The 18,623-nt window shown below is 72.1% G+C and carries 18 protein-coding genes; 8 read left to right on the forward strand and 10 right to left on the reverse strand.

Annotation, left to right across the window (positions count from 1 at the left end; all coding sequences use genetic code 11):
* Positions 1-6: 6 nt before the first annotated feature.
* A complete protein-coding gene (locus ACWC2T_RS04575; protein WP_450668970.1) occupies positions 7-2,196 on the reverse strand; it encodes a flotillin family protein in 2,190 nt (729 codons plus the stop codon).
* 311 nt (positions 2,197-2,507) lie between these two features.
* Here ACWC2T_RS04575 and ACWC2T_RS04580 point away from each other — a divergent pair, with 311 nt between their 5' ends.
* From ACWC2T_RS04580 to ACWC2T_RS04590, 3 genes are all read left to right on the forward strand, one after another.
* Positions 2,508-3,587, forward strand: coding sequence for a PucR family transcriptional regulator (locus ACWC2T_RS04580; RefSeq protein ID WP_450668971.1), 1,080 nt, complete (start codon positions 2,508-2,510; stop codon positions 3,585-3,587).
* Positions 3,588-3,687: 100 nt separating this feature from the next.
* Positions 3,688-4,164, forward strand: a complete 477-nt coding sequence (locus ACWC2T_RS04585) for a hypothetical protein (protein WP_450668972.1) — start codon at positions 3,688-3,690, stop codon at positions 4,162-4,164.
* Positions 4,161-4,505 carry a winged helix-turn-helix domain-containing protein gene (locus ACWC2T_RS04590; RefSeq protein WP_450668973.1) on the forward strand — a complete coding sequence of 115 codons (345 nt, stop codon included), beginning with the start codon at positions 4,161-4,163 and terminating at the stop codon, positions 4,503-4,505. The genes ACWC2T_RS04585 and ACWC2T_RS04590 overlap by 4 nt, the downstream gene beginning before the upstream one ends.
* Positions 4,506-4,510: 5 nt before the next feature.
* Here the strand turns inward: ACWC2T_RS04590 and ACWC2T_RS04595 are convergent, their stop codons facing one another.
* From ACWC2T_RS04595 to ACWC2T_RS04605, 3 genes are all read right to left on the reverse strand, one after another.
* Complete coding sequence (locus ACWC2T_RS04595) at positions 4,511-5,458, reverse strand: MIP/aquaporin family protein (RefSeq protein ID WP_450668974.1); 948 nt, start codon at positions 5,456-5,458, stop codon at positions 4,511-4,513.
* Between the two features lie 104 nt (positions 5,459-5,562).
* A complete protein-coding gene (locus ACWC2T_RS04600; protein WP_450668975.1) occupies positions 5,563-6,228 on the reverse strand; it encodes an SDR family NAD(P)-dependent oxidoreductase in 666 nt (221 codons plus the stop codon).
* Between the two features lie 51 nt (positions 6,229-6,279).
* Positions 6,280-6,981: a DUF4328 domain-containing protein gene (locus ACWC2T_RS04605; RefSeq protein ID WP_450668976.1), complete on the reverse strand. Its 702-nt coding sequence runs from the start codon at positions 6,979-6,981 to the stop codon at positions 6,280-6,282.
* 189 nt (positions 6,982-7,170) lie between these two features.
* Between ACWC2T_RS04605 and ctaD the strand changes: the two genes are divergently transcribed.
* A complete protein-coding gene (ctaD, locus tag ACWC2T_RS04610; RefSeq protein WP_450668977.1) occupies positions 7,171-8,889 on the forward strand; it encodes an aa3-type cytochrome oxidase subunit I in 1,719 nt (572 codons plus the stop codon).
* On the forward strand, positions 8,886-9,230 hold the full coding sequence (locus ACWC2T_RS04615; protein WP_450668978.1) for a cytochrome C oxidase subunit I: 345 nt from the start codon (positions 8,886-8,888) through the stop codon (positions 9,228-9,230). The genes ctaD and ACWC2T_RS04615 overlap by 4 nt, the downstream gene beginning before the upstream one ends.
* Positions 9,231-9,237: 7 nt before the next feature.
* Here the strand turns inward: ACWC2T_RS04615 and ACWC2T_RS04620 are convergent, their stop codons facing one another.
* Positions 9,238-9,924: a DUF6445 family protein gene (locus tag ACWC2T_RS04620; RefSeq protein WP_450668979.1), complete on the reverse strand. Its 687-nt coding sequence runs from the start codon at positions 9,922-9,924 to the stop codon at positions 9,238-9,240.
* Between the two features lie 225 nt (positions 9,925-10,149).
* Between ACWC2T_RS04620 and ACWC2T_RS04625 the strand changes: the two genes are divergently transcribed.
* The gene (locus tag ACWC2T_RS04625) at positions 10,150-10,896 is read left to right on the forward strand and encodes a DUF4142 domain-containing protein (protein WP_450669068.1); all 747 of its coding nucleotides are present in this window, start codon (positions 10,150-10,152) and stop codon (positions 10,894-10,896) included.
* Here the strand turns inward: ACWC2T_RS04625 and ACWC2T_RS04630 are convergent.
* The 3 genes from ACWC2T_RS04630 to thrS form a co-directional block, all read right to left on the reverse strand.
* Positions 10,893-12,551, reverse strand: a complete 1,659-nt coding sequence (locus ACWC2T_RS04630) for a glycoside hydrolase family 13 protein (RefSeq protein WP_450668980.1) — start codon at positions 12,549-12,551, stop codon at positions 10,893-10,895. The genes ACWC2T_RS04625 and ACWC2T_RS04630 overlap by 4 nt on opposite strands.
* A gap of 102 nt (positions 12,552-12,653) precedes the next feature.
* Positions 12,654-13,622 (reverse strand): nucleoside hydrolase, encoded by a 969-nt coding sequence (locus ACWC2T_RS04635; protein WP_450668981.1) that lies wholly within the window; start codon positions 13,620-13,622, stop codon positions 12,654-12,656.
* A 50-nt stretch (positions 13,623-13,672) separates the two neighbouring features.
* Positions 13,673-14,908 (reverse strand): threonine--tRNA ligase, encoded by a 1,236-nt coding sequence (gene thrS, locus ACWC2T_RS04640; RefSeq protein WP_450668982.1) that lies wholly within the window; start codon positions 14,906-14,908, stop codon positions 13,673-13,675.
* A 386-nt stretch (positions 14,909-15,294) separates the two neighbouring features.
* Here thrS and ACWC2T_RS04645 point away from each other — a divergent pair, with 386 nt between their 5' ends.
* Positions 15,295-16,077 (forward strand): hypothetical protein, encoded by a 783-nt coding sequence (locus ACWC2T_RS04645; protein WP_450668983.1) that lies wholly within the window; start codon positions 15,295-15,297, stop codon positions 16,075-16,077.
* An 11-nt stretch (positions 16,078-16,088) separates the two neighbouring features.
* Here ACWC2T_RS04645 and ACWC2T_RS04650 read toward each other — a convergent pair whose 3' ends face one another.
* Both ACWC2T_RS04650 and ACWC2T_RS04655 read right to left on the reverse strand, forming a co-directional pair.
* Complete coding sequence (locus ACWC2T_RS04650) at positions 16,089-17,432, reverse strand: tetratricopeptide repeat protein (RefSeq protein WP_450668984.1); 1,344 nt, start codon at positions 17,430-17,432, stop codon at positions 16,089-16,091.
* Positions 17,433-17,568: 136 nt separating this feature from the next.
* On the reverse strand, positions 17,569-17,745 hold the full coding sequence (locus ACWC2T_RS04655) for a hypothetical protein (protein ID WP_450668985.1): 177 nt from the start codon (positions 17,743-17,745) through the stop codon (positions 17,569-17,571).
* A 22-nt stretch (positions 17,746-17,767) separates the two neighbouring features.
* Between ACWC2T_RS04655 and ACWC2T_RS04660 the strand changes: the two genes are divergently transcribed.
* Complete coding sequence (locus ACWC2T_RS04660) at positions 17,768-18,535, forward strand: polysaccharide deacetylase family protein (RefSeq protein WP_450668986.1); 768 nt, start codon at positions 17,768-17,770, stop codon at positions 18,533-18,535.
* Positions 18,536-18,623: the final 88 nt, after the last annotated feature.

Genomic DNA, 18,623 nt, shown 5'->3' on the forward strand with positions numbered 1-18,623 from the left:
CCGGCCTCAGCTTCCCGCGGCGCTTCCGTTCAGGGCCGTCACCGGAGTGTCCGCCAGGCCCAGTTCGCTTGCGCGGTCCAGGAGTTTCTGGAGCTGGCCCGCGTTCGGGCCGCCGCCCTTGATCTGCTTCATCAGCAGGGCCGACACCGTGAGGTTCCGTACATCGGCCGAGCCGAGGGAGCCGAGAACGCGGCCCACGTCCTGCGTGAAGCTGGCCGTGCCGTCCAGCCAGGGCCCCGCCAGGGCCTGCGCGGTGTGGGAGTTGTCGACGAAGCCGTCCACGCCCTTGCCGAGGGCGATGGCGGACACCAGCCGGTCGAAGAAGACGGACTCGCCGCCGACGATGTCGATGTCGGCGTTCTCCAGGCCGGTCGCCAGGACCGTGGCCTGTGCCTCGGCGACCTGCCGCTGGGTCTCCAGGCCGGCCAGCCGGATCTCCTTCTCCGCCTGGAGACGGAGCCGGTACTCCTCGTGACCCCGCGAGGCCTCGTCCAGCGCGGCCATCGCGGCGGCCTTCTCGGTCAGACCGGCGGCCTCGGCCTTCAGCTTCTCGCCGATCGCTGTGGCCTCCGCGAGCGCCTTCGCCTTGGTCCCCTCGGCCTCGGCCAGGCCCTTGGCCCGCGCGCCCTCCGCCTCGGCCTTCAGCCGCGCCTCGGTGGCCTCCGCCGCCGCCCGCGCGCCCTCGGCCTCCGCCAGGCCCTTCGCCCGCGCGCCCTCGGCCTCGGCGAGTGCCTTGGCCTGGGTGCCCTCGGCCTCCGCGCGCAGCCGTGCCTCGGTGGCCTCCGCCTCCGCGCGCCCGGCCTTCACGGTGACCTCGGCCTCCTTGTCGCGGACCTGGACCGCGGCCAGACCCTCGGCGGCGGTCTCGGCCTGGACACCCTCGGCGAGCCGCAGCTTGGCGCGGGCGTCCATGTCGGCGGTCTTCAACCGGGCCTCGGCCAGGGTGAGTTCCTCGGCGGCGCGGTGCGTGGCGGCCTGTTCCGCCGCCTCGGCGGCCTTGATGTCCTTGACCAGCTTCTCCTGCGCCTCGGCCTCGGCGGCGATGACGAGCGCCTGCCGCTCGCGCTCCGCCTCCTCGACCACGCGCAGCTTCTTGATGGACTCCTCCTGCTCGGCGACCGTACGGTCCACCGCGACCCGCTCCCGGATGACCTCGGCGATCTCCCGCTTCTCCGCCTCGACCTCCTTCTCGGCGGCGATCTTCGTCAGCTGGGTCTCCCGTTCCCGCGCGATGACCTCCAGCAGCCGGTCCTTCTCGATGCGCTCGTTCTCGACGGCGAGGACCCGCTCGCGGTTCTTCGCGGCGACGGCGATCTCACGGGCCTGGTTCTCGCGCTGCACGCCGAGCTGTTCCTCGGTGCGCAGGAAGGCGCCCTGGGCGCGCAGCCGTTCCTCCTCCACCACGCGGGCGGTCTCGGCCTCCTCGCGGGCCCGGGAGGTCTCGATCTCCCGCTTCTGCTTGATCTCGGCGTCCGCCTGCCGGCGCTCCAGCTCCAGGATGGCCTCGCGGGCGTCGACGTCCTGGCGGGTGATCTCCTTCTGCTCGTTGCGCTTGGCCTCGTTGGTGCGCACGTGCTCGATCGCCGTCAGCTCGGTGATCTTGCGGATGCCCTCGGCGTCGAGGACGTTGGCCGGGTCCATCTGGGAGAGCGGGGTCTGCTCCAGGTAGTCGATCGCCGCGTCCTCGAGGTGGTAGCCGTTGAGGTCGATGCCGATCAACTCGATGATGTGGTACCGGAGTTCCTCGCGCTTGGTGTACAGGTCGGTGAAGTCCATCTGCTTGCCGACGGTCTTCAGCGCCTCGGAGAACTTCGCGTGGAAGAGCTCCTGCAGCGTGTCCTGGTGGCTGGCGCGCTCGGTGCCCACGGTCTGGGCGACCTTGATGACGTCCTCGACGGTCTTGTTGACCTTGACGAAGAACAGGATCCGGATGTCGGCGCGGATGTTGTCCCGGCAGATCAGCCCGTCCCGCCCCGAGCGGCTGATCTCGATGGTCTTCACCGAGATGTCCATGACCTCGGCCTTGTGCACGATCGGCAGCACGACCTGCCCGGTGAAGGACACGTCGACCCGCCGCGTCTTCGACACGATCAGGGCCTGGCTCTGGTCCACCTTGCGGTACAGCCGGGAGAACGCCAGCAGCGCGAGCAGCACGGCGAGGAGACAGGCGGCGACGAGCACGCCGAGGACTTCCATGGCATACGTCCTTGCGTCAGACGATGAAGTACGGAGCCCCCCGGGATCGCGGTGCCGGACCATGGACCGGACCCCCGTACCGGTCCTTGGACCCACCGGTCGGGCGCCGGTGTCCGGCACCGCGATCCTCCGTAGTGCTCCCCGCGGACGATGGTGCGGCCGGGGCGTACACCTGCGCATTGCCGGTATCCGGCAGTGTTCACTAGGGTCTTGATGCCGGACAGGCGCTAGGAAAGCGTCACCGGCGCGTCAGGATCGCGTGACACGGGGGCACGCGGCACGGGGGACAGAGACGGGGGCCGGGACCGGCAATGGGGGACAAGCACGACATACGTGAGGCGTGCGAACAGTATCTGGACGGTTTCACCCGGACCCTGGCCGAGGTCTCGGCCACCGGTCGGCGGCTGACCAGGGAGGAACTGAAGACCCGGCGGACGCTGGGCGAGCAGGCCGCCGAGGCCGGGCACGGACTGCGCGCGCTGATCGTGGCCCACCTGGCCGCTACCCGCGCCGCCTGGCCGGCCGTGCCCGGCTCGGCGGAGAGCGGCCTGGCCACGCTGGCCGCCGTCGAGCAGGCGATCGACGCGTTCGCCGAGGGGTACGAACGCGCCCAGCGGCTCTCCGTGCGCCGCGAGGAGGCCGCGCGCCGGGAGTTCATCGACGACCTGCTCTACGGCCGCAGCGACCTGGGCCGCCTCGTCGAGCGCGCCGAACGCTTCGGCCTGCACCTGTCCCGGGCGCACGCGGTGGCCGTCGCCGAGGGCCCGTCCGCCTACGTCGAGGGCGGCACGGTCGCCCGCCGGGTCGAGGCGGCCGTGCTCGCCCGCTTCGACTCGCGCAGCATCCTGCTCACCACCAAGAACGGCCGGCTGCTGTGTGTCGCGCCCGGCGACGAGGACGAGATCCTGCTGCACTTCGCCAAGCAGGCGTACGCGGCGACCGACGGCGTCCGGGTCGCCATCGGCCGCCCGCAGCACGGCGCCGGCGGGGTCGTGCAGTCGTACGAGGAGGCCCTCGCCGCGCTGGAGATGGCCACCCGGCTCGGCCTCGCCGGGCCGGTGCTGCGCGCCGCCGACCTGCTCGTCTACCCGGTGCTGGCCCGGGACCGGCAGGCGCTGGTCGACCTGGTGACCCACACCCTCGGCTCACTCACCAAGGCCCGCGGCGGAGCCCTGCCCCTGCTGGAGACACTCGACGCCTACTTCGACTCCGGCTGCGTTGCCGCCGAGACCGCCCGCCGGCTCTCCCTCAGCGTCCGCGCGCTCACCTACCGCCTGGAACGCATCCACAAACTCACCGGCGCCGACCCCGCCGACCCGGCCCAGCGCTACATGCTCCAGACGGCCGTGATCGGCGCCCGCCTGCTGGACTGGCCGAGCCAGCCACTGTGAAAGTACTTGCATTTATGGAAAGTACTGTCCATGCTTACAGTCACCGAGACGTTTCCGGGGCGGCCCGACCAGCCGCCCCGCACACACCGGAGGCACACGCATGAACAGCACGGGGGAACCGATGGACGCCCGGCAGGCACGAGAGGCGCTCGCCGCCGCCTGTGCCGCTCGCGTCGCGGCGCGCGAGGCGGGCGAGGCGAACGAGCGCAACCGGCCCCGCGGTTACGCCATCGGCCAGGGCCTGACCTTCGCGGCCGGCTTCACCGCACTGGGGTTGGCCGACCGGGAGCCGCGCTACGGGGCATGGCTGATGCTCGCCGGACTGGCCTGCGGCCTCGGCTTCTTCGCGCTGATCTGGACAGGCGCCCACCACGGAGGCGTGACCCGCTGGTTCAACCGGGACCGCGGATCCCGCTGGCGCGCCTGGGAGCTCTGGTGGGCACCCCTTCTCGCGGTCGCGACAGGCCTGCTGGCCTCGCTTGCGTACGGCAGGTCAGCCTGGCTCATCGGCTTCGGTCTGGCCACCGGCGCCGAGTACGTGCTGCGCGCGTTCCGGAACCAGGGCGGCACCGCATGACCGGCCCCGCACGCGGCGAGCCCCCCGCTCTCGACCGCGAACTCCACCACCCCACCCGGCTGGCCCTCGCCGCCTACCTCTCCGCGTGCGGCGAGGCGGAGTTCGCCGTCCTGCGGGACTACTGCCAGGTCTCCGACTCCACACTGAGCAAGACCCTCTCCGCGCTGGAGAAGACGGGATACGTCAGCATCCGCAAGGGCCACCTCGGCAAACGCCCGCGCACCTGGGCCGCGCTCACGCTCACCGGCCGCAGGGCGCTCACCCGCCATCTGGCGGCGCTGGAGGAGATCGCGGCGACTGCCCGCCGGGCGGCCACCGAAGCCGACAGCGGCAGCGGCTGAGCCCCTCACCCCTCGTCGGTCTCGATCACCGGCCGGGTCCGGCCCGGCTCGGGCAGCTCGGCCAGTCCGGCCCGCACGAGCAGGACGTCCCCGACGAAGAGGTCGTACACGACGATCCCGACCACGCCGCCGACCAGCGGACCGACGATCGGGATCCACCAGTAGCCGCTGTACACGCCGGACACGCTGCCCGGGAAGGCGAGGCTGCCCCAGCCCACCGCGTAGGTGAGCAGGCGCGGCCCGAAGTCACGGGCGGGGTTGATCGCATAGCCCGCGTTGGCGCCGTAGGACATGCCGATGGCGGCGACGACGAGGCCCACGATCAGCGGCCCGAGGTTGGCCTGCACGGCCTGGTTGCGCACGTCCAGGACGGCGGAGATCAGCATCAGCAGGAACGCCGTACCGACGATCTGGTCGATGAGCGGACCCCAGATCCCGCCGTGGAAGTACGCCGCCGGGAAGGTGGCGAAGATCGAGAAGGTGGCGTTCGTGTGCCCGTTCACCTTCGGCGCGGGCGAGGCGTGGTCGTAGGCGCTGATCGCGTCGTGATACACGAGATAGACCAGCGCCGCCCCGGTGAGCGCGCCCGCGACCTGCGAGAACCAGTACGGCAGCACCTTGGCCCAGGAGAAGCCGCGGCGCACCGCCATGGCCAGGGTCACCGCCGGGTTGATGTGGGCACCGCTGACCCCGCCGGCCACGTACACGCCGAAGACGACGGCGAACGCCCAGCCCCAGGTGATCAGCAGCCAGTCACCGGCCGCCAGGAAGATCGTGGTGGGCGTCGCGGCGCGGCCCGAACCGGGCAGCGCCGCGACCGCCATCGCGACCACGCCGCAGCCGAAGGCGATGAGCACGAGGGTCCCGAGGAACTCCGCGAGGCACTCGCCCAGCAGTCCGCCCCGGCTCCTGAGCCGGGACGGCTTGATGATCGCGGGGATGTCGACAGCCATGCCAGGCCCCCTTGAAGAGAGCAATACGGCCAACATCACCATGTTGGCCCACAAACCCCCACCCCGCAGTCTGACCGTGCCCCGTCAGGCCGCGGGGCCACCGGTCAGCTGTCGAGATCGTCGGCGAAGTGCCGGAAGCCGTGCCGGTCCCGGTGCATGGCCCACAGCGTCTCCGCCAGCACGGCCGGGTCCTTGCGCGCGTGCCCCGGAGTGATCGCCCCCGGGATCACCAGCTGCCCGACATAGATCCCCTCACCGGCGAGCCGCTCGTGCAGCAGATGGCCGTACGCGCTCTCCGCGGCGAACGCGATGGACGTCCCGGCCCGCTCGGTGTGCGGTACGACGGCGGCCTGGCCGTTGACGAAGAGGATCGTCCCGCGCCCCAGCCGGCGCATGCCCGGCAGCACCTGCTGCACGGCGGCGACGGGGCCGTACACGGAGAACTCGATGGGCCCGACCAGATCCCGGTACCGGGTCTCCAGCACGGGCCGCATGAAGTCCCGGTGCGGCACCGGGCTGTACTGCAGCACCTCGACGGTGCCCACCTCGGCCGCCGCCCGCCCCAGGGCCGCGGACAGCTCCTCCGGCCTGCGCACATCGGCGACGAACCCGCGGGCAGCCACCCCGCCCTCGTCGAGGTCGCGCACCAGCACGTCGAGCCGGTCCCGTTCCCGGGCGAACAGGGCCACCGCGAAGCCCTCCCGCCCGAACCGCCGCGCGACGGCGGCCCCGAGCCCGGGCCCGGCGCCCACAATGGCGATACTGCTCATGCCGGACATCAGTACCGCACCCTGCCCCGCCCCACACCCGGGGCCCGGCCGCTACACGGTCTCGGGCACCTGGGTGCCGGCCGTCCACTGCGCGCGGATCCGCTCCACCTGGGCGGCGGTGACGGCGTGCACGGCGAAGGCTCCGGCGATGGCGGCCGCCACGACGGCGGCGTCGGACAGCAGCAGCGGCCACCCCTCGGTGTAGGCACGCTCGATGATCTGGTCCGTGGAGTCGCGGGAGATGATCCCCACCCCGGTGAGCATCCCGACCAGCCACAGCCCCCACCACGCATCCACCCAGCCGGGAAGCTTCCGGCCGGGCGCACTGCTGCGGAAGGCGTCGACGACGATCCCCCGCGGGAACCACAGATTGACCACGGGCACGACCCACCCCAGGAACACCCAGATCCCCGCGTACTTCGGCGTGTCACCCGACAGGGTCCGCGCATTGTCCCGCAGCCTGAGCAGCCAGGACAGAAAGAGGCAGGCGCAGAGAAAGACCAGCACCCCGCCCGCCGACGTCACCAGGTGGTACGAGTTCTCCAGCGAGGTGAGCTGCCGGTGCACCCCGTTGCCCTGGTCCGGTGGCCCGGCGGCCGGCTCCCCGGCGGCGGCGAGCCGGAGCTCCCACACCCCTCGTACGACCCAGGCGAGCCCGGCGAGCAGCAGTCCCCCGACAGCCAGCTGCCCGGTCACCTGAACCGGGCGGTACGCGAGCGTACGGGCAGCCGACTGATCCATCCGTTCGGTCATCGCCCCATATTGTCGTACGAAGTCGCAGGCCACCAGCGTGAACGCGGTTGCGCCGTCCGTGTGCATCCCTCACGCGATCGGCCGCGTGTCGGCCGCTCAGGGCGCCCTGCGCGGCGCCGCGCAGCAAGGATGGCGAGTAGCCGATGTCATGGCGTGCGCGGACCGCGAGCATCAGGAGACGGACGACTTGTGAGCATCCTCAACGAACCCCATGGTGCCGCCACGGCCGAGGACGCCTACGAGAGCGAGGTGCCGCTGCGCGGCAGGCAGCCCGGCGGCGTGGTGGTGAAGTGGCTGACGACCACCGACCACAAGACGATCGGCACCCTGTATCTCGCGACGTCGTTCGCGTTCTTCCTGGTCGGCGGCGTGATGGCGCTGATCATGCGCGCCGAGCTGGCCCGGCCGGGCCTGCAGATCGTCTCCAACGAACAGTTCAACCAGCTGTTCACGATGCACGGCACCGTGATGCTGCTGATGTTCGCGACCCCGCTGTTCGCCGGGTTCACCAACTGGATCATGCCGCTGCAGATCGGGGCGCCGGACGTGGCGTTCCCCCGGCTGAACATGCTGGCCTACTGGCTGTACCTGTTCGGCTCGCTCATCGCGGTGGGCGGCTTCCTCACCCCGGACGGCGCGGCCGCCTTCGGCTGGTTCGCCTACTCCCCGCTGACGGACGCGCAGCACTCGGTCGGGATCGGCCCCGACCTGTGGATCATGGGGCTCGCCTTCTCCGGCTTCGGCACCATCCTCGGCTCGGTCAACTTCGTCACCACGATCATCTGCATGCGCGCCCCCGGCCTGACCATGTTCCGCATGCCGATCTTCGTGTGGAACGTGCTGCTGACCGCGGTCCTGGCCATCATGGTGTTCCCGGTGCTGGCCGCCGCCCTGTTCGCCCTGGAGGCGGACCGCCGGTTCGGCGCCCACGTCTTCGACGCGGCGAACGGCGGAGCCCTGCTGTGGCAGCACCTGTTCTGGTTCTTCGGCCATCCCGAGGTGTACATCATCGCGTTGCCGTTCTTCGGCATCGTCAGCGAGATCATCCCGGTGTTCGCCCGCAAGCCGATGTTCGGCTACATGGGCCTGATCGCGGCCACCATCTCCATCGCCGGCCTGTCCGCGACGGTGTGGGCGCACCACATGTACGTGACGGGCGGCGTGCTGCTCCCCTTCTTCGCCTTCATGACCTTCCTGATCGCCGTGCCGACCGGGGTGAAGTTCTTCAACTGGATCGGCACGATGTGGAAGGGCAGTCTGTCCTTCGAGACACCCATGCTCTGGGCGGCCGGCTTCCTGGTCACGTTCCTCTTCGGCGGCCTGACCGGCGTGATCCTCGCTTCCCCGCCGATGGACTTCCACGTCTCCGACTCGTACTTCGTGGTGGCCCACTTCCACTACGTGGTCTTCGGCACGGTCGTCTTCGCGATGTTCGCGGGATTCCACTACTGGTGGCCGAAGTGGACCGGCAAGATGCTGGACGAACGCCTCGGCAAGATGACCTTCTGGACCCTCTTCGTCGGCTTCCACACCACCTTCCTGGTCCAGCACTGGCTGGGCGCCGAGGGCATGCCGCGCCGGTACGCCGACTACCTGGCGGCCGACGGCTTCACCACCCTCAACACCGTCTCCACCATCGGCTCGTTCCTGCTCGGCCTGTCGATGCTGCCGTTCCTCTACAACGTCTGGAAGACGGCCAGGTACGGCAAGCCGGTCGCCGTCGACGACCCCTGGGGCTACGGCCGCTCCCTGGAGTGGGCGACCTCCTGCCCGCCCCCGCGGCACAACTTCGTCACCCTCCCCCGCATCCGTTCGGAATCCCCGGCGTTCGACCTGCACCACCCCGACATCGCGATGCAGGAGCACGAGCACGCGATCCCGGCGCGGCCCGACCGAGGGCAGGGATGAGCGGTCTGCCGAGGCAGGGAGCCGACGACGCGCTCGCGGGCGAGGTCGAGGGATACCTGCTCTGGCAGGCCCGCATCGCCGAGGCGGAGCAGCGCGCACGGGAGTTCACCGGGCGCCTTCAGTGGCTGACGACCGCGCAGCGCGAGGAGATCGAGCACCACTACACCGCCGACGCCCTGGCCCGCTCCCGCGCCGACCTGGAACGCATCGCGGCCCGCTGCAGATCCCTGCGCGCCGAGTACGAGGGCCGCTACCGGGAACTGAAGCGCCGCTGCGTGGCCGTGACCCTCGCGGTGTGCGCGAGCTGCACGGCCCTGGCTACGCTGTTGCTGCTCCTGTGAGCGCCTGTCACGCCATCCAGAAGAACACCGCCGTCATGCGCTTCTCCTCCAGCGTGCTGCCGCAGTAGTCCGTCGCGCTGTGCACGAGGTTGGCGTTGTAGAGCAGGAAGCGGTTGTACTTGTGGGGGACCCGGACGTCCTCCTCGAAGTGGTCGGCGGGGACGAACCGCGTGCCGAGGGCCTCGACGAGGTTGTTGTGCGGGGCCTGGACGATGTTGCCGCCGAGCCGGCCGCCGGGCAGTGACTGGCGGTAGAAGGCGGTGCCGCAGTTCTTGGGGACACCGGGGTTCAGGTACAGCACGGCGGCGTACCGGCACAGTGCGCGGGAGTCGGTGTGCGGGCGGGGCTCGCTCTCGCCCGCGCCGACCACCTGGACGCAGTTGTGGTTCAGCGTGCCGCCGCCGGGCGCCTGTTGCACCCAGAGCTTCTTCGCTCCCGTGGCCTTCTTCACCAGGCCTTCGATCACGGCGAGTTCGGCGGGTTCCAGGCCGGGCATGGCGCGCAGGCCGGGCCAGGTCTCCGAGGTGTACGGGTAGCCCTTGACCCAGTCGTCCTTGGCCAGGCACCGCTCCCGTACGGCGTCCACCTCGGGCAGCACGTCGTCGAAGACCCAGTAGTCACGGCCCTTGGTGGGCTTGCGGTAGGGCAGGACGGGGAGCGCCGCGGGCATGCGGGGCGGTGGCTGTGGGGGCATGCGGCGAATCTATGCCAGCGTTTCGTCTCGCCTCTCCCCAGGAATGGTCAACTCCTCTTTACCCGCTGCACAGATACAAATCTTTGCCTGCGGCACCGATACGAACGGCCCCCGCGTCCGTACTGCTGTGCGTCCGAACCGCCCTGCGCCTGCGCCGAGGGCGGGATCCACGACCGGGCAGGAGGCACGGTGCGCTTTTCGCGGAACGCGACGGGAACCCTCTTCGTGGGCGGTGCGATGGCCTTGACCCTGGTGGCACTCGCCTACCCGAGCATGCTCGGGGTGACCAAGGTGACCACCGCGCAGGACCGCGTCATCGCCAACACCCAGTGGGGGCCGCTCACCGAGCAGGACCGGGACTTCGTGGTGAAGGTGCGCGCCGCCGGTCTGTGGGAGTACCCGGTGGGGCAGATGGGCCTGCAGAAGGGCGCCACGCCGTCGGTGATCACGGCCAGCAAGCACCTGGTCGACGGGCACGCGGCGCTGGACGCCACCTGCCGCAAGATCGCGCCGATGCTGAACATCGCGCTGCCCAACCTGCCGAGCCCTCAGCAGCAGGGCTTCGTCAGCCAGTTGAAGGCGGACAGCGGCAAGAAGTTCGACAGCGACTTCGCCAACATCCTGCGGATGACGCACGGAGCGATCTTCAACACCATCTCGAAGATCCGCTCCACCACCAAGAACTCGCTGGTGCGCGCCCTCGCCGACCAGGCCAACGACACCGTGCTGGACCATATGACGGTGATGGAGAAGACCGGTCTGGTCGACTTCGACCAGACCATCTTCCAGCAGACCACCCCGCCCAAGCTGCCCGACTCCGACCTGACCCCGCCGCCCCCGGCCGCCGGTCAGCCGCAGGTGGTGCTCACCCCGCCGCCGAACCCCACGTCGACACCCGTCGACCTCAGCGGGCTGACCGGCGGGGGCGGCGGCACGAACGCGAGTCCGGGGCCGAGCCCGACGGCGGGTTAGGCCAGCCAGACCGTCGTGTCCGGGGGCAGGGTCCGGCTGTCGGACAGCGGCGTGCTCGCCAACAGCACCTCTCCGGGCGGCAGTGGCGCAGCCGCCCCGCCGAGGTTGGTCACGCAGCGCCAGGCCTCCGTACGCCGGAAGTCGAGGACACCGGCGGGGGCGTCCGGTGTCCAGGTCAGCGTCTCGCCCTCCAGCAGCTTGCGGCGCAGCCGCAGGGCCGTGCGGTACAGCTCCAGGGTCGAGCCTTCGACGTCCGTCTGGGCCTCGACGGCGTACGACGCGAAGGACGACGGCTGCGGCAGCCAGGCGCCGCCCGGCCCGAAGCCGTACGACGGCCCGTCCGTCGTCCACGGCAGCGGCACCCGGCAGCCGTCGCGGCCCTTGCGGACATGGCCGGTCTGCTCCCAGATCGGGTCCTGGAGCACCTCGGTGGGCAGGTCGGCGACCTCGGGCAGGCCGAGTTCCTCGCCCTGGTAGAGGTACGAGGATCCGGGCAGCGCCAGCATGAGGAGGGTGGCGGCGCGGGCCCGGCGCAGGCCGGCCCCGGGGTCGATCGCGGGGGCCCGGCCGCCGGAGAGCAGCCAGGCTCCCGGGTCGGTGCCCGGCGGGAGCATCAGGCGGGAGGCGTGGCGTACGACGTCGTGGTTGGACAGCACCCAGGTGGCGGCGGCGCCGGCGGCCCGGGCGGTGGCCAGCTCGTCGGTGATGACCCGGCGGAGCTCGCCCGCGTCCCAACGGGCTTCCAGATACTCGAAGTTGAAGGCCTGGCCGAGTTCGTCGGGGCGGGCGTACAGCGCGCGGCGCGGGCCCGGGACCCAGGCCTCGGCGACGGCGGTGCGCGGCGGGCGGTAGGCGTCGAAGACCTTGCGCCAGTCCCGGTAGATCTCGTGGACCTCGTCGCGGTCCCAGTACGGGTGGCTGCCCGGCGGAACCAGCGGCAGGGCCTCCTCGCCGGTGGCGCCGATGTCGCCGACGTCCCGCAGGGGCTCGGCGAGGTCCTTGGCGAGGCCGTGGGCGACGTCGACGCGGAAGCCGTCGACGCCCCGGTCGGACCAGAAGCGCAGGGTGGTGCGGAAGTCGGCGCGGACGTCGTCGTTGTCCCAGTTGAGGTCGGGCTGTTCGGGGGCGAAGAGGTGCAGGTACCACTCGCCGTCCGGGGTCCGCTGCCAGGCGCTGCCGCCGAAGACGGACTGCCAGTCGGTGGGCGGGAGTTCGCCGTGCGCGCCCCGGCCGGAGCGGAAGACGTAGCGGTCGCGGGCCGGGGAGCCGGGGGCGGCGCGCAGGGCCTCCTGGAACCAGGGGTGCCGGTGCGAGGTGTGGTTCGGGACGATGTCGACGACGACCTTCAGCCCGAGCCGGTGGGCCTCGCCGACCAGGGCGTCGAAGTCGTCCAGGGTGCCGAGGCGGGGGTCGACGTCCCGGGGGTCGGCGACGTCGTAGCCGCCGTCGGCCAGTTCGGAGGGGTAGAAGGGGCTCAGCCACAGGGCGTCGACGCCGAGGCCCGCGAGGTGGTCCAGGCGCTGGGTGATGCCGCGCAGATCGCCGAGCCCGTCGCCGTCGGCGTCGGCGAAGCTGCGGGGGTAGACCTGGTAGATGACGGCCTGGCGCCACCAGTCGGGGTTCTGGGAGGAGAGGTCCGGGGAGCGGTCAGCCATACGGGATCCCTTCGGGGGGTGGACGATACAGGGAATCTGTCCACATTGCCCGGAAAAGGAACCTTCGACCGGCGCGCCGGCCCCCGGCACGCCAGGTCCGCCCTAGGGCCGCTCCACCGTCTCCAGGTACAGCTTCACATAGCGGTCCACGTCGACCGCCAACGCCACGTCCACCAGGGCCGGTTGGCGTCTGCCCTCGTGGATCTCGGACTCGCCGGGGCGGGGTCGGCGGTCGACGACGGTCTGGCCCCGGGCCGGGCCGGGGGCCAGGGCGACCTCGACCGGCAGCAGGCGGGTGGTGAGGCCGGCCGGGTCGGCGACCGCGCACACCGCGCCCGCGTCGCCGAGGCCGCCCGCCTCCTCCGCCTGAGGGGCCTCGCCCTGTGCGGTCGGCCGGTGGGCGAGGAGTTCGCCGGCCAGGCGGGTGCCGGGGTCGCTGCTCTGCCGCATCCGGTGGACGTCCGGGGCGGCCACCACGACCTGCATGAAGACGTCGAGGCCGTACATCGTGATCGGCACCCCGGCGGTGAGCAGGATCGCCGCCGCCTCCGGGTCGTGCCAGACGTTGAACTCGGCGACCGGCGTGGCGTTCCCGACGGCCACCGCGCCGCCCATGAAGACGATCCGCTCGATGTTGCGGGTCACCTCCGGGTGGGTGCGCAGCAGCAGGGCGATGTTGGTCAGGGGCGCGGTGGGGATCAGGGTGACCGGGCGGGGGGAGGCCAGGATCTCCCGGCGCAGCAGCGATACCGCGTCCAGTTCGGACGCGGTGCGCTTCGGTGCGGGCAGGCCCAGGTCGCCCATGCCGTCGGAGCCGTGCACGTGCCGCGCCGAGCGGGCCGGTTCGAGCAGCGGGCGTTCGGCGCCCCGGCCCACCGGGATGTCCGGGGCGCCCGCCTGCTCCAGCACGGTCAGGGTGTTGCGGACCACGCCGTCGACGTCGGTGTTCCCGGCCACGCAGGTCACCGCCCGCAGGTCGAGGCCCGGGTGGCGCACGGCGAGCAGCAGGGCGAGGGCGTCGTCGACACCGGTGTCGCAGTCGATGATCACGGGGATGGGCTGACCGGTCACGGCGGACTCCTTCCGTCAGGCCGACCTTAGATCAGCACGGAGCACTACGGTCACTCCCACAGGGCGGTGCCGCGTGCGGCCACCCGTGCGGCGATCCGGGACAGCAGCTCGGGCACGGGCAGTTCGCCCGGCCTCAGGCCGTCCCGCAGCCGTACGGCGGCCAGGCCCGCCTCCGCCTCGCGGGCGCCGATCACCGCCTGGTACGGCACCAGGCGGGCGGCGCGGATCCGGGCGCCGAGGGTGCCCTCGGCGGGACCGGCGAGTTCCGCCCGAAGGCCGAGCTCCAGGACCTGCCGTACGACCGCCGCCGCCCGCTCCTGCTGTTCCTCGGCGACCGGCAGCACCACCAGCTGGACGGGCGCCAGCCAGGCCGGGAAGGCGCCGGCGTGCGCCTCGATCAGGTGGGCGACGGCCCGCTCGACGCTGCCGATGATGCTGCGGTGCACCATGACCGGGCGGTGTCTGGCGCCGTCCGCGCCGATGTAGTGCAGGTCGAAGCGGGCCGGCTGGTGGAAGTCGATCTGCACGGTGGACAGGGTGGACTCGCGCCCGGCCGGGTCGGCGATCTGCACGTCGATCTTCGGGCCGTAGAAGGCGGCCTCGCCCTCCGCCTCCTCGTATGCCACGCCGGACGCGTCCAGGACCTCCCGCAGCAGTTCGGTGGCCCGGCGCCACAGCTCCGGATCGGCGACGTACTTCCCGCCCGCGCCGGGCAGCGAGAGCCGGTGCCGTACGGCCTCGATGCCGAGGTCGGCGTAGGCGCGGGCGATCAGCTCCAGCGCGGCCCGTGCCTCCTCCACGGCCTGGTCGAGGGTGCAGAAGATATGCGCGTCGTTGAGCTGGATGGCGCGCACGCGGGTCAGGCCGCCGAGGACGCCGGAGAGTTCGGCGCGGTACATGCTCCCCAACTCGGCGATGCGCAGCGGCAGTTCACGGTAACTGTGGGAGCGGGAGCGGTAGATCAGGGCGTGGTGGGGGCACAGGCTGGGCCGCAGCACGACCTCCTCGGAGTCCTCGCCGCCGGGTTTCATGGGCGGGAACATGTCCTCGCTGTAGTGGTCCCAGTGCCCGGAGACCTCGTACAGCTCCCGTTTGCCGAGCGCGGGCGAGTACACGTGCCGGTACCCGGCCCGGCGTTCGGCCTCGCGGATGTACTCCTCCAGGGTGTGCCGTACGACGGCGCCGTCCGGCAGCCAGTACGGCAGCCCGGCGCCCATCAGCGGGTCGGTGTCGAAGAGGCCGAGCTCGCGGCCGAGGCGGCGGTGGTCGGGCAGCGATGCGTTCATGGCGGGTCTCCTCCGCTCAGGGAGGCGAACGCCCACGGCACGCGGAAGCCCCGGGGCGCTCGCCCCGGGGCTTCGATGCTGGTCAGGTGTCAGCGCGCCGGGACGGTCTCCGGCGTCGTCGTGCTCTTCGGGCACTGCTGGGCGCGCTGCATACGCCGACCCTAGCAACCGCCGAAGCACCGGGTCGAGGCGATTTCCGCGAGCCGCTCACCCGGATCCGGCGGACCACCCACCCGGCCCGGGCGGACCAGTCACCCGGACGGACCCGAGCGCTGGTGGGCCGGTCGGGGCGGTGGTGCCGTGAGATCAGGCACCACCTCAGCCGGCCCCGACCAGCCCCACCGGCCCGCAGCCCAGGAGGCACCCGCAGCCCAGGAGGCACCCTCATGACCGACGCGATACGCCCCCGCGGCCTCCGGCTCTGGCTCGCCGTCGCCGGGCTCCTCGCCATGGGCGGCTGCGCGGCCCTCGGTCTGCGGCAGCCGGACACCGCGACCCCGCCCCTCCCGACGATCGACAAGCCGTCGCCGACCTCGAAGGCGTCCCCGCGGGCCGACGGCTCCACCCTCACCGACGCACAGGCCCAGGCCGCACTCCTCAACGAGAACGACCTCGGCGCCCCCTGGACGGCGACCCGCGGGGCGGCCACCTGGCGGGACCAGCTGCTGAAGGCGACCACCTCGGCCGGCGCGTGCCAGCGGCTGCTGGACGCCCTCTACGCCGACGAACTCCTCGGCGGCCCCGCCCGCGTCGCCGTGGGCCTGGACGACACCGACGACAACGCCCAGCTGCGCTACCAGATCGCCGCCCGCCGCCCCTCCGACGTGGACGCGGCGCTCGCCTGGCTGAAGACGATGCCGGCCGACTGCGCGCGGTTCACGGCCACCACCCAGACCGACATCACGGAGGACGTCCAGGTCAGCGACGCCCCGCTGCCGCAGGTCGGGGACGCGCGGCAGGGCCTGCGGGTCACCGTCGCCGCCACCGACCGCGACGGACGGCACGCCCTGCTCACGCTGGACGTGGCCGCCGTCAAGGTCGGCCCGGACGCGTTCGCCCTCACCAACGGCGGCCTGGGCGACGTACCCAACAACGCGACCCAGGCCGCCGTCCAGATCGGCGCCCTGCGCCTGGCCGACATCCGCAGACAGGGAAGGGCGCAGGTCTGAGCCGCACGCCGTCACAGCGGTGGCTGCGCCGGGGCCGGGCCCAGGGTTGTCGTGCCCGGGGTCGTGCGGTGGCCGAGGCCGGTCCGGTAGGCGTCCAGGGCGGCCTCGATGCGGCCCGTGCGGCGCAGCAGGTCGCCCAGGAGGCGGCACAGGTCGGCCAGGTCGCCGGCGGCGCCCGCGCGTTCCAGCAGGCTGAGCGCGCGGACGTAGTGCTCCTCGGCGGCCTCGGTGTCCCGGGCGTCCTCGGCGATGATGCCGAGCAGGCGGTGGGCCGCGGCGGCGTGGACCGCGCCGCGCTCGGAGGAGAAGTCGCCGAGGACGCCCTGAAGGAGTACGGCGGACTCCTGAGGCCTGCCCCGGCGGTGCAGCACGTCGGCCAGTTCCACGGCGGCCTGGCTGCGGTACAGGGCGGCCCGGCTCTCCGAGAGCATCGTGTACGCCTGGCGCAACTCGTGCTCCGCGCGCTCCAGTTCGCCGTTCTGGGCGCAGACGTAACCGCGCATCCAGTGGCAGTTGGCCAGCTCGGTGCGCAGGCTCAGCCCGCGGTACAGCTCGGCCGCCTTGGCGAGGGAGGCGTCGGCCTCGGTGACCCGGCCCTCGGCGATCAGGGTGCGGGCCACCGAGCGGTGCATCCGGGCGATCAGCGCGGGGTCGCCGGCCTGCGGGGCGAGCGCGAGGGCGAACTCGGCGGCCTGGGCGGCGCGGGCGTGCGCGCCCATGTCCATGTACGGGCCGATGACGCTGGCGTAGAGCAGGAGCAGGGCGTCGGGGTCGTGCAGTCCGCCCCGGTTCAGCTCGTCGAGCGTGGACTCCAGGAGGTAGACGGCGTACCGGAGTTCACCGGCGAGGTAGTGGGCGACGGCGCGGCCCCGGACGGCCGGTACCCGCACCGGGAGCGACTCGTCCGTAAGGTGCGCCTCGGCGCGCTCGAAGAACTCCCGGGCCTGCTCCAGCTCGCCCGTCTCCAGGGCGCATTCGCCGAGGCCGAGCAGCGCGGTGGCCTGCTCGCAGCCCAGCCCGTGGGCCTCCGCCTCCGCGAGCAGCGCCGCGTACTGGCCGGCCGCCTCCTCGGCCCTGCCGTCGGCGAGGACCCGCTGGGCCTCGGTGAGGCGCAGGCGCAGGTCGGTGGCGAGGTGGGCGGGGCGGCCGACGGCCAGCTCCTCGAAGGCCACGCCGAGCCGGCCGGCGATGTGCCGCAGCGCCTCGTCAGAGGCCCGCACCCGGCCCGCCTCCACCGTGGAGATGTAGGCGGGTGTGTAGGCGGGTTCCGCCAACTGCCGCTGGGTGAGGCCCCGTTGGGTGCGCAGGTGCTGTACGCGCCGCCCTATGACCTCGGGGTCGTCCCGTTCCCGCATGGCCCCACTCCCCCAACTCCCTTGGCACCTCTTGCCGTTCGGCCCGCTCAGCCCCTAGGTTAAACGGCGGATTAAGTCTGCTTAATAGGTCGCTGTTGTGTTGCGAGGTCGCCGTGCCCGGACGTACATCCGCACCCTACGGAAACACCACCGCACGCAGGGCCGTCGCCGCCGCGGTGATCGCAGCGACGGCCCTGATCGTCGCGGCGAACGCGGGCCCGGCGCGGGCGGCGGAGCCCGGACCGGGCGCACGGGCACAGCAGGCGATCGGCACGTCCAGGTAGCCCGGGCCGCCCCGGGATGCCCGAGACACACATCCGCCCTAAGCTCCTCATATGCCCCACTCATCCCATCGAGGGGCTCTCCGGCCCCGGTGGGACGGCGTCATCGCGCTGTTGACCGCGGCAGTGCTGGCACTCTCCCTGTCCGCCTGGGCGCCCGCACGGGCCGCGGCGCGGCCTCCTGGCGACTCCGTGAACTGCCGGAAGGCGAAGTGCGTGGCGCTCACCTTCGACGACTCGCCGAGCGCGCGCACCCCGCGGCTCCTGGACATCCTGCACCGCTACCGCGTGCACGCCACGTTCTTCACCCTGGGCGAGCACCACGTCGTGAGATATCCGGGGACGGTCAGGAGGATGGCCGCGGAAGGCCACGAGCTGGAGACCCTCACCTGGTCCCACCGGATTCTCACCCGCATCAGCCCGGCGGACGTGCGCAAGGAGATCGTCCAGGGCCGCGACGCCGTGGCGAAGGTCCTCGGCCGCCGGCCGGTCCTGCTGCGCCCACCGCAGGGCCGCACCGATCCGGCCGTCACCGCGATCTGCCGGCAGCTCGGCATGGCACAGGTCCTGTGGAGCGCCGGCGCGTCCGACTACCGGACGACCGACTCCCGGCTGATCACCGCCCGGATCCTGGACCAGACCCGGCCCGGCGGGATCATCCTGCTGCACGACCTGGTGGACCCCACGAACCGCGGCTACAACGGAACGATTCCCGCGGTCCCCGGCATCATCTCCGCCCTCAGGGCCCGCGGCTACACCTTCGTCACGGTCACCCAGCTCCTCGCCCCGGCGAAGCCCCGGCCGGGCGCGATCTACAGGTGAGCGGCGCCCAGGCCACGGACGGCCACGTGGGTTCAGCCGTGCAGCCAGGAGCAACGACCAGGCTCCGCACAGGTAAACGACCAGGCTC

Source organism: Streptomyces sp. NPDC001393 (assembly GCF_053597455.1).

Excerpts from the sequence above, each read along its gene's own strand:
- ACWC2T_RS04575 (WP_450668970.1), bottom strand. The coding sequence starts at position 2,196 with ATGGAAGTCCTCGGCGTGCTCGTCGCCGCCTGTCTCCTCGCCGTGCTG.
- ACWC2T_RS04580 (WP_450668971.1), top strand. The coding sequence starts at position 2,508 with ATGGGGGACAAGCACGACATACGTGAGGCGTGCGAACAGTATCTGGAC.
- ACWC2T_RS04585 (WP_450668972.1), top strand. The coding sequence starts at position 3,688 with ATGAACAGCACGGGGGAACCGATGGACGCCCGGCAGGCACGAGAGGCG.
- ACWC2T_RS04590 (WP_450668973.1), top strand. The coding sequence starts at position 4,161 with ATGACCGGCCCCGCACGCGGCGAGCCCCCCGCTCTCGACCGCGAACTC.
- ACWC2T_RS04595 (WP_450668974.1), bottom strand. The coding sequence starts at position 5,458 with ATGGCTGTCGACATCCCCGCGATCATCAAGCCGTCCCGGCTCAGGAGC.
- ACWC2T_RS04600 (WP_450668975.1), bottom strand. The coding sequence starts at position 6,228 with ATGAGCAGTATCGCCATTGTGGGCGCCGGGCCCGGGCTCGGGGCCGCC.
- ACWC2T_RS04605 (WP_450668976.1), bottom strand. The coding sequence starts at position 6,981 with ATGACCGAACGGATGGATCAGTCGGCTGCCCGTACGCTCGCGTACCGC.
- ACWC2T_RS04615 (WP_450668978.1), top strand. The coding sequence starts at position 8,886 with ATGAGCGGTCTGCCGAGGCAGGGAGCCGACGACGCGCTCGCGGGCGAG.
- ACWC2T_RS04620 (WP_450668979.1), bottom strand. The coding sequence starts at position 9,924 with ATGCCCCCACAGCCACCGCCCCGCATGCCCGCGGCGCTCCCCGTCCTG.
- ACWC2T_RS04630 (WP_450668980.1), bottom strand. The coding sequence starts at position 12,551 with ATGGCTGACCGCTCCCCGGACCTCTCCTCCCAGAACCCCGACTGGTGG.
- thrS (WP_450668982.1), bottom strand. The coding sequence starts at position 14,908 with ATGAACGCATCGCTGCCCGACCACCGCCGCCTCGGCCGCGAGCTCGGC.
- ACWC2T_RS04645 (WP_450668983.1), top strand. The coding sequence starts at position 15,295 with ATGACCGACGCGATACGCCCCCGCGGCCTCCGGCTCTGGCTCGCCGTC.
- ACWC2T_RS04650 (WP_450668984.1), bottom strand. The coding sequence starts at position 17,432 with ATGCGGGAACGGGACGACCCCGAGGTCATAGGGCGGCGCGTACAGCAC.
- ACWC2T_RS04660 (WP_450668986.1), top strand. The coding sequence starts at position 17,768 with ATGCCCCACTCATCCCATCGAGGGGCTCTCCGGCCCCGGTGGGACGGC.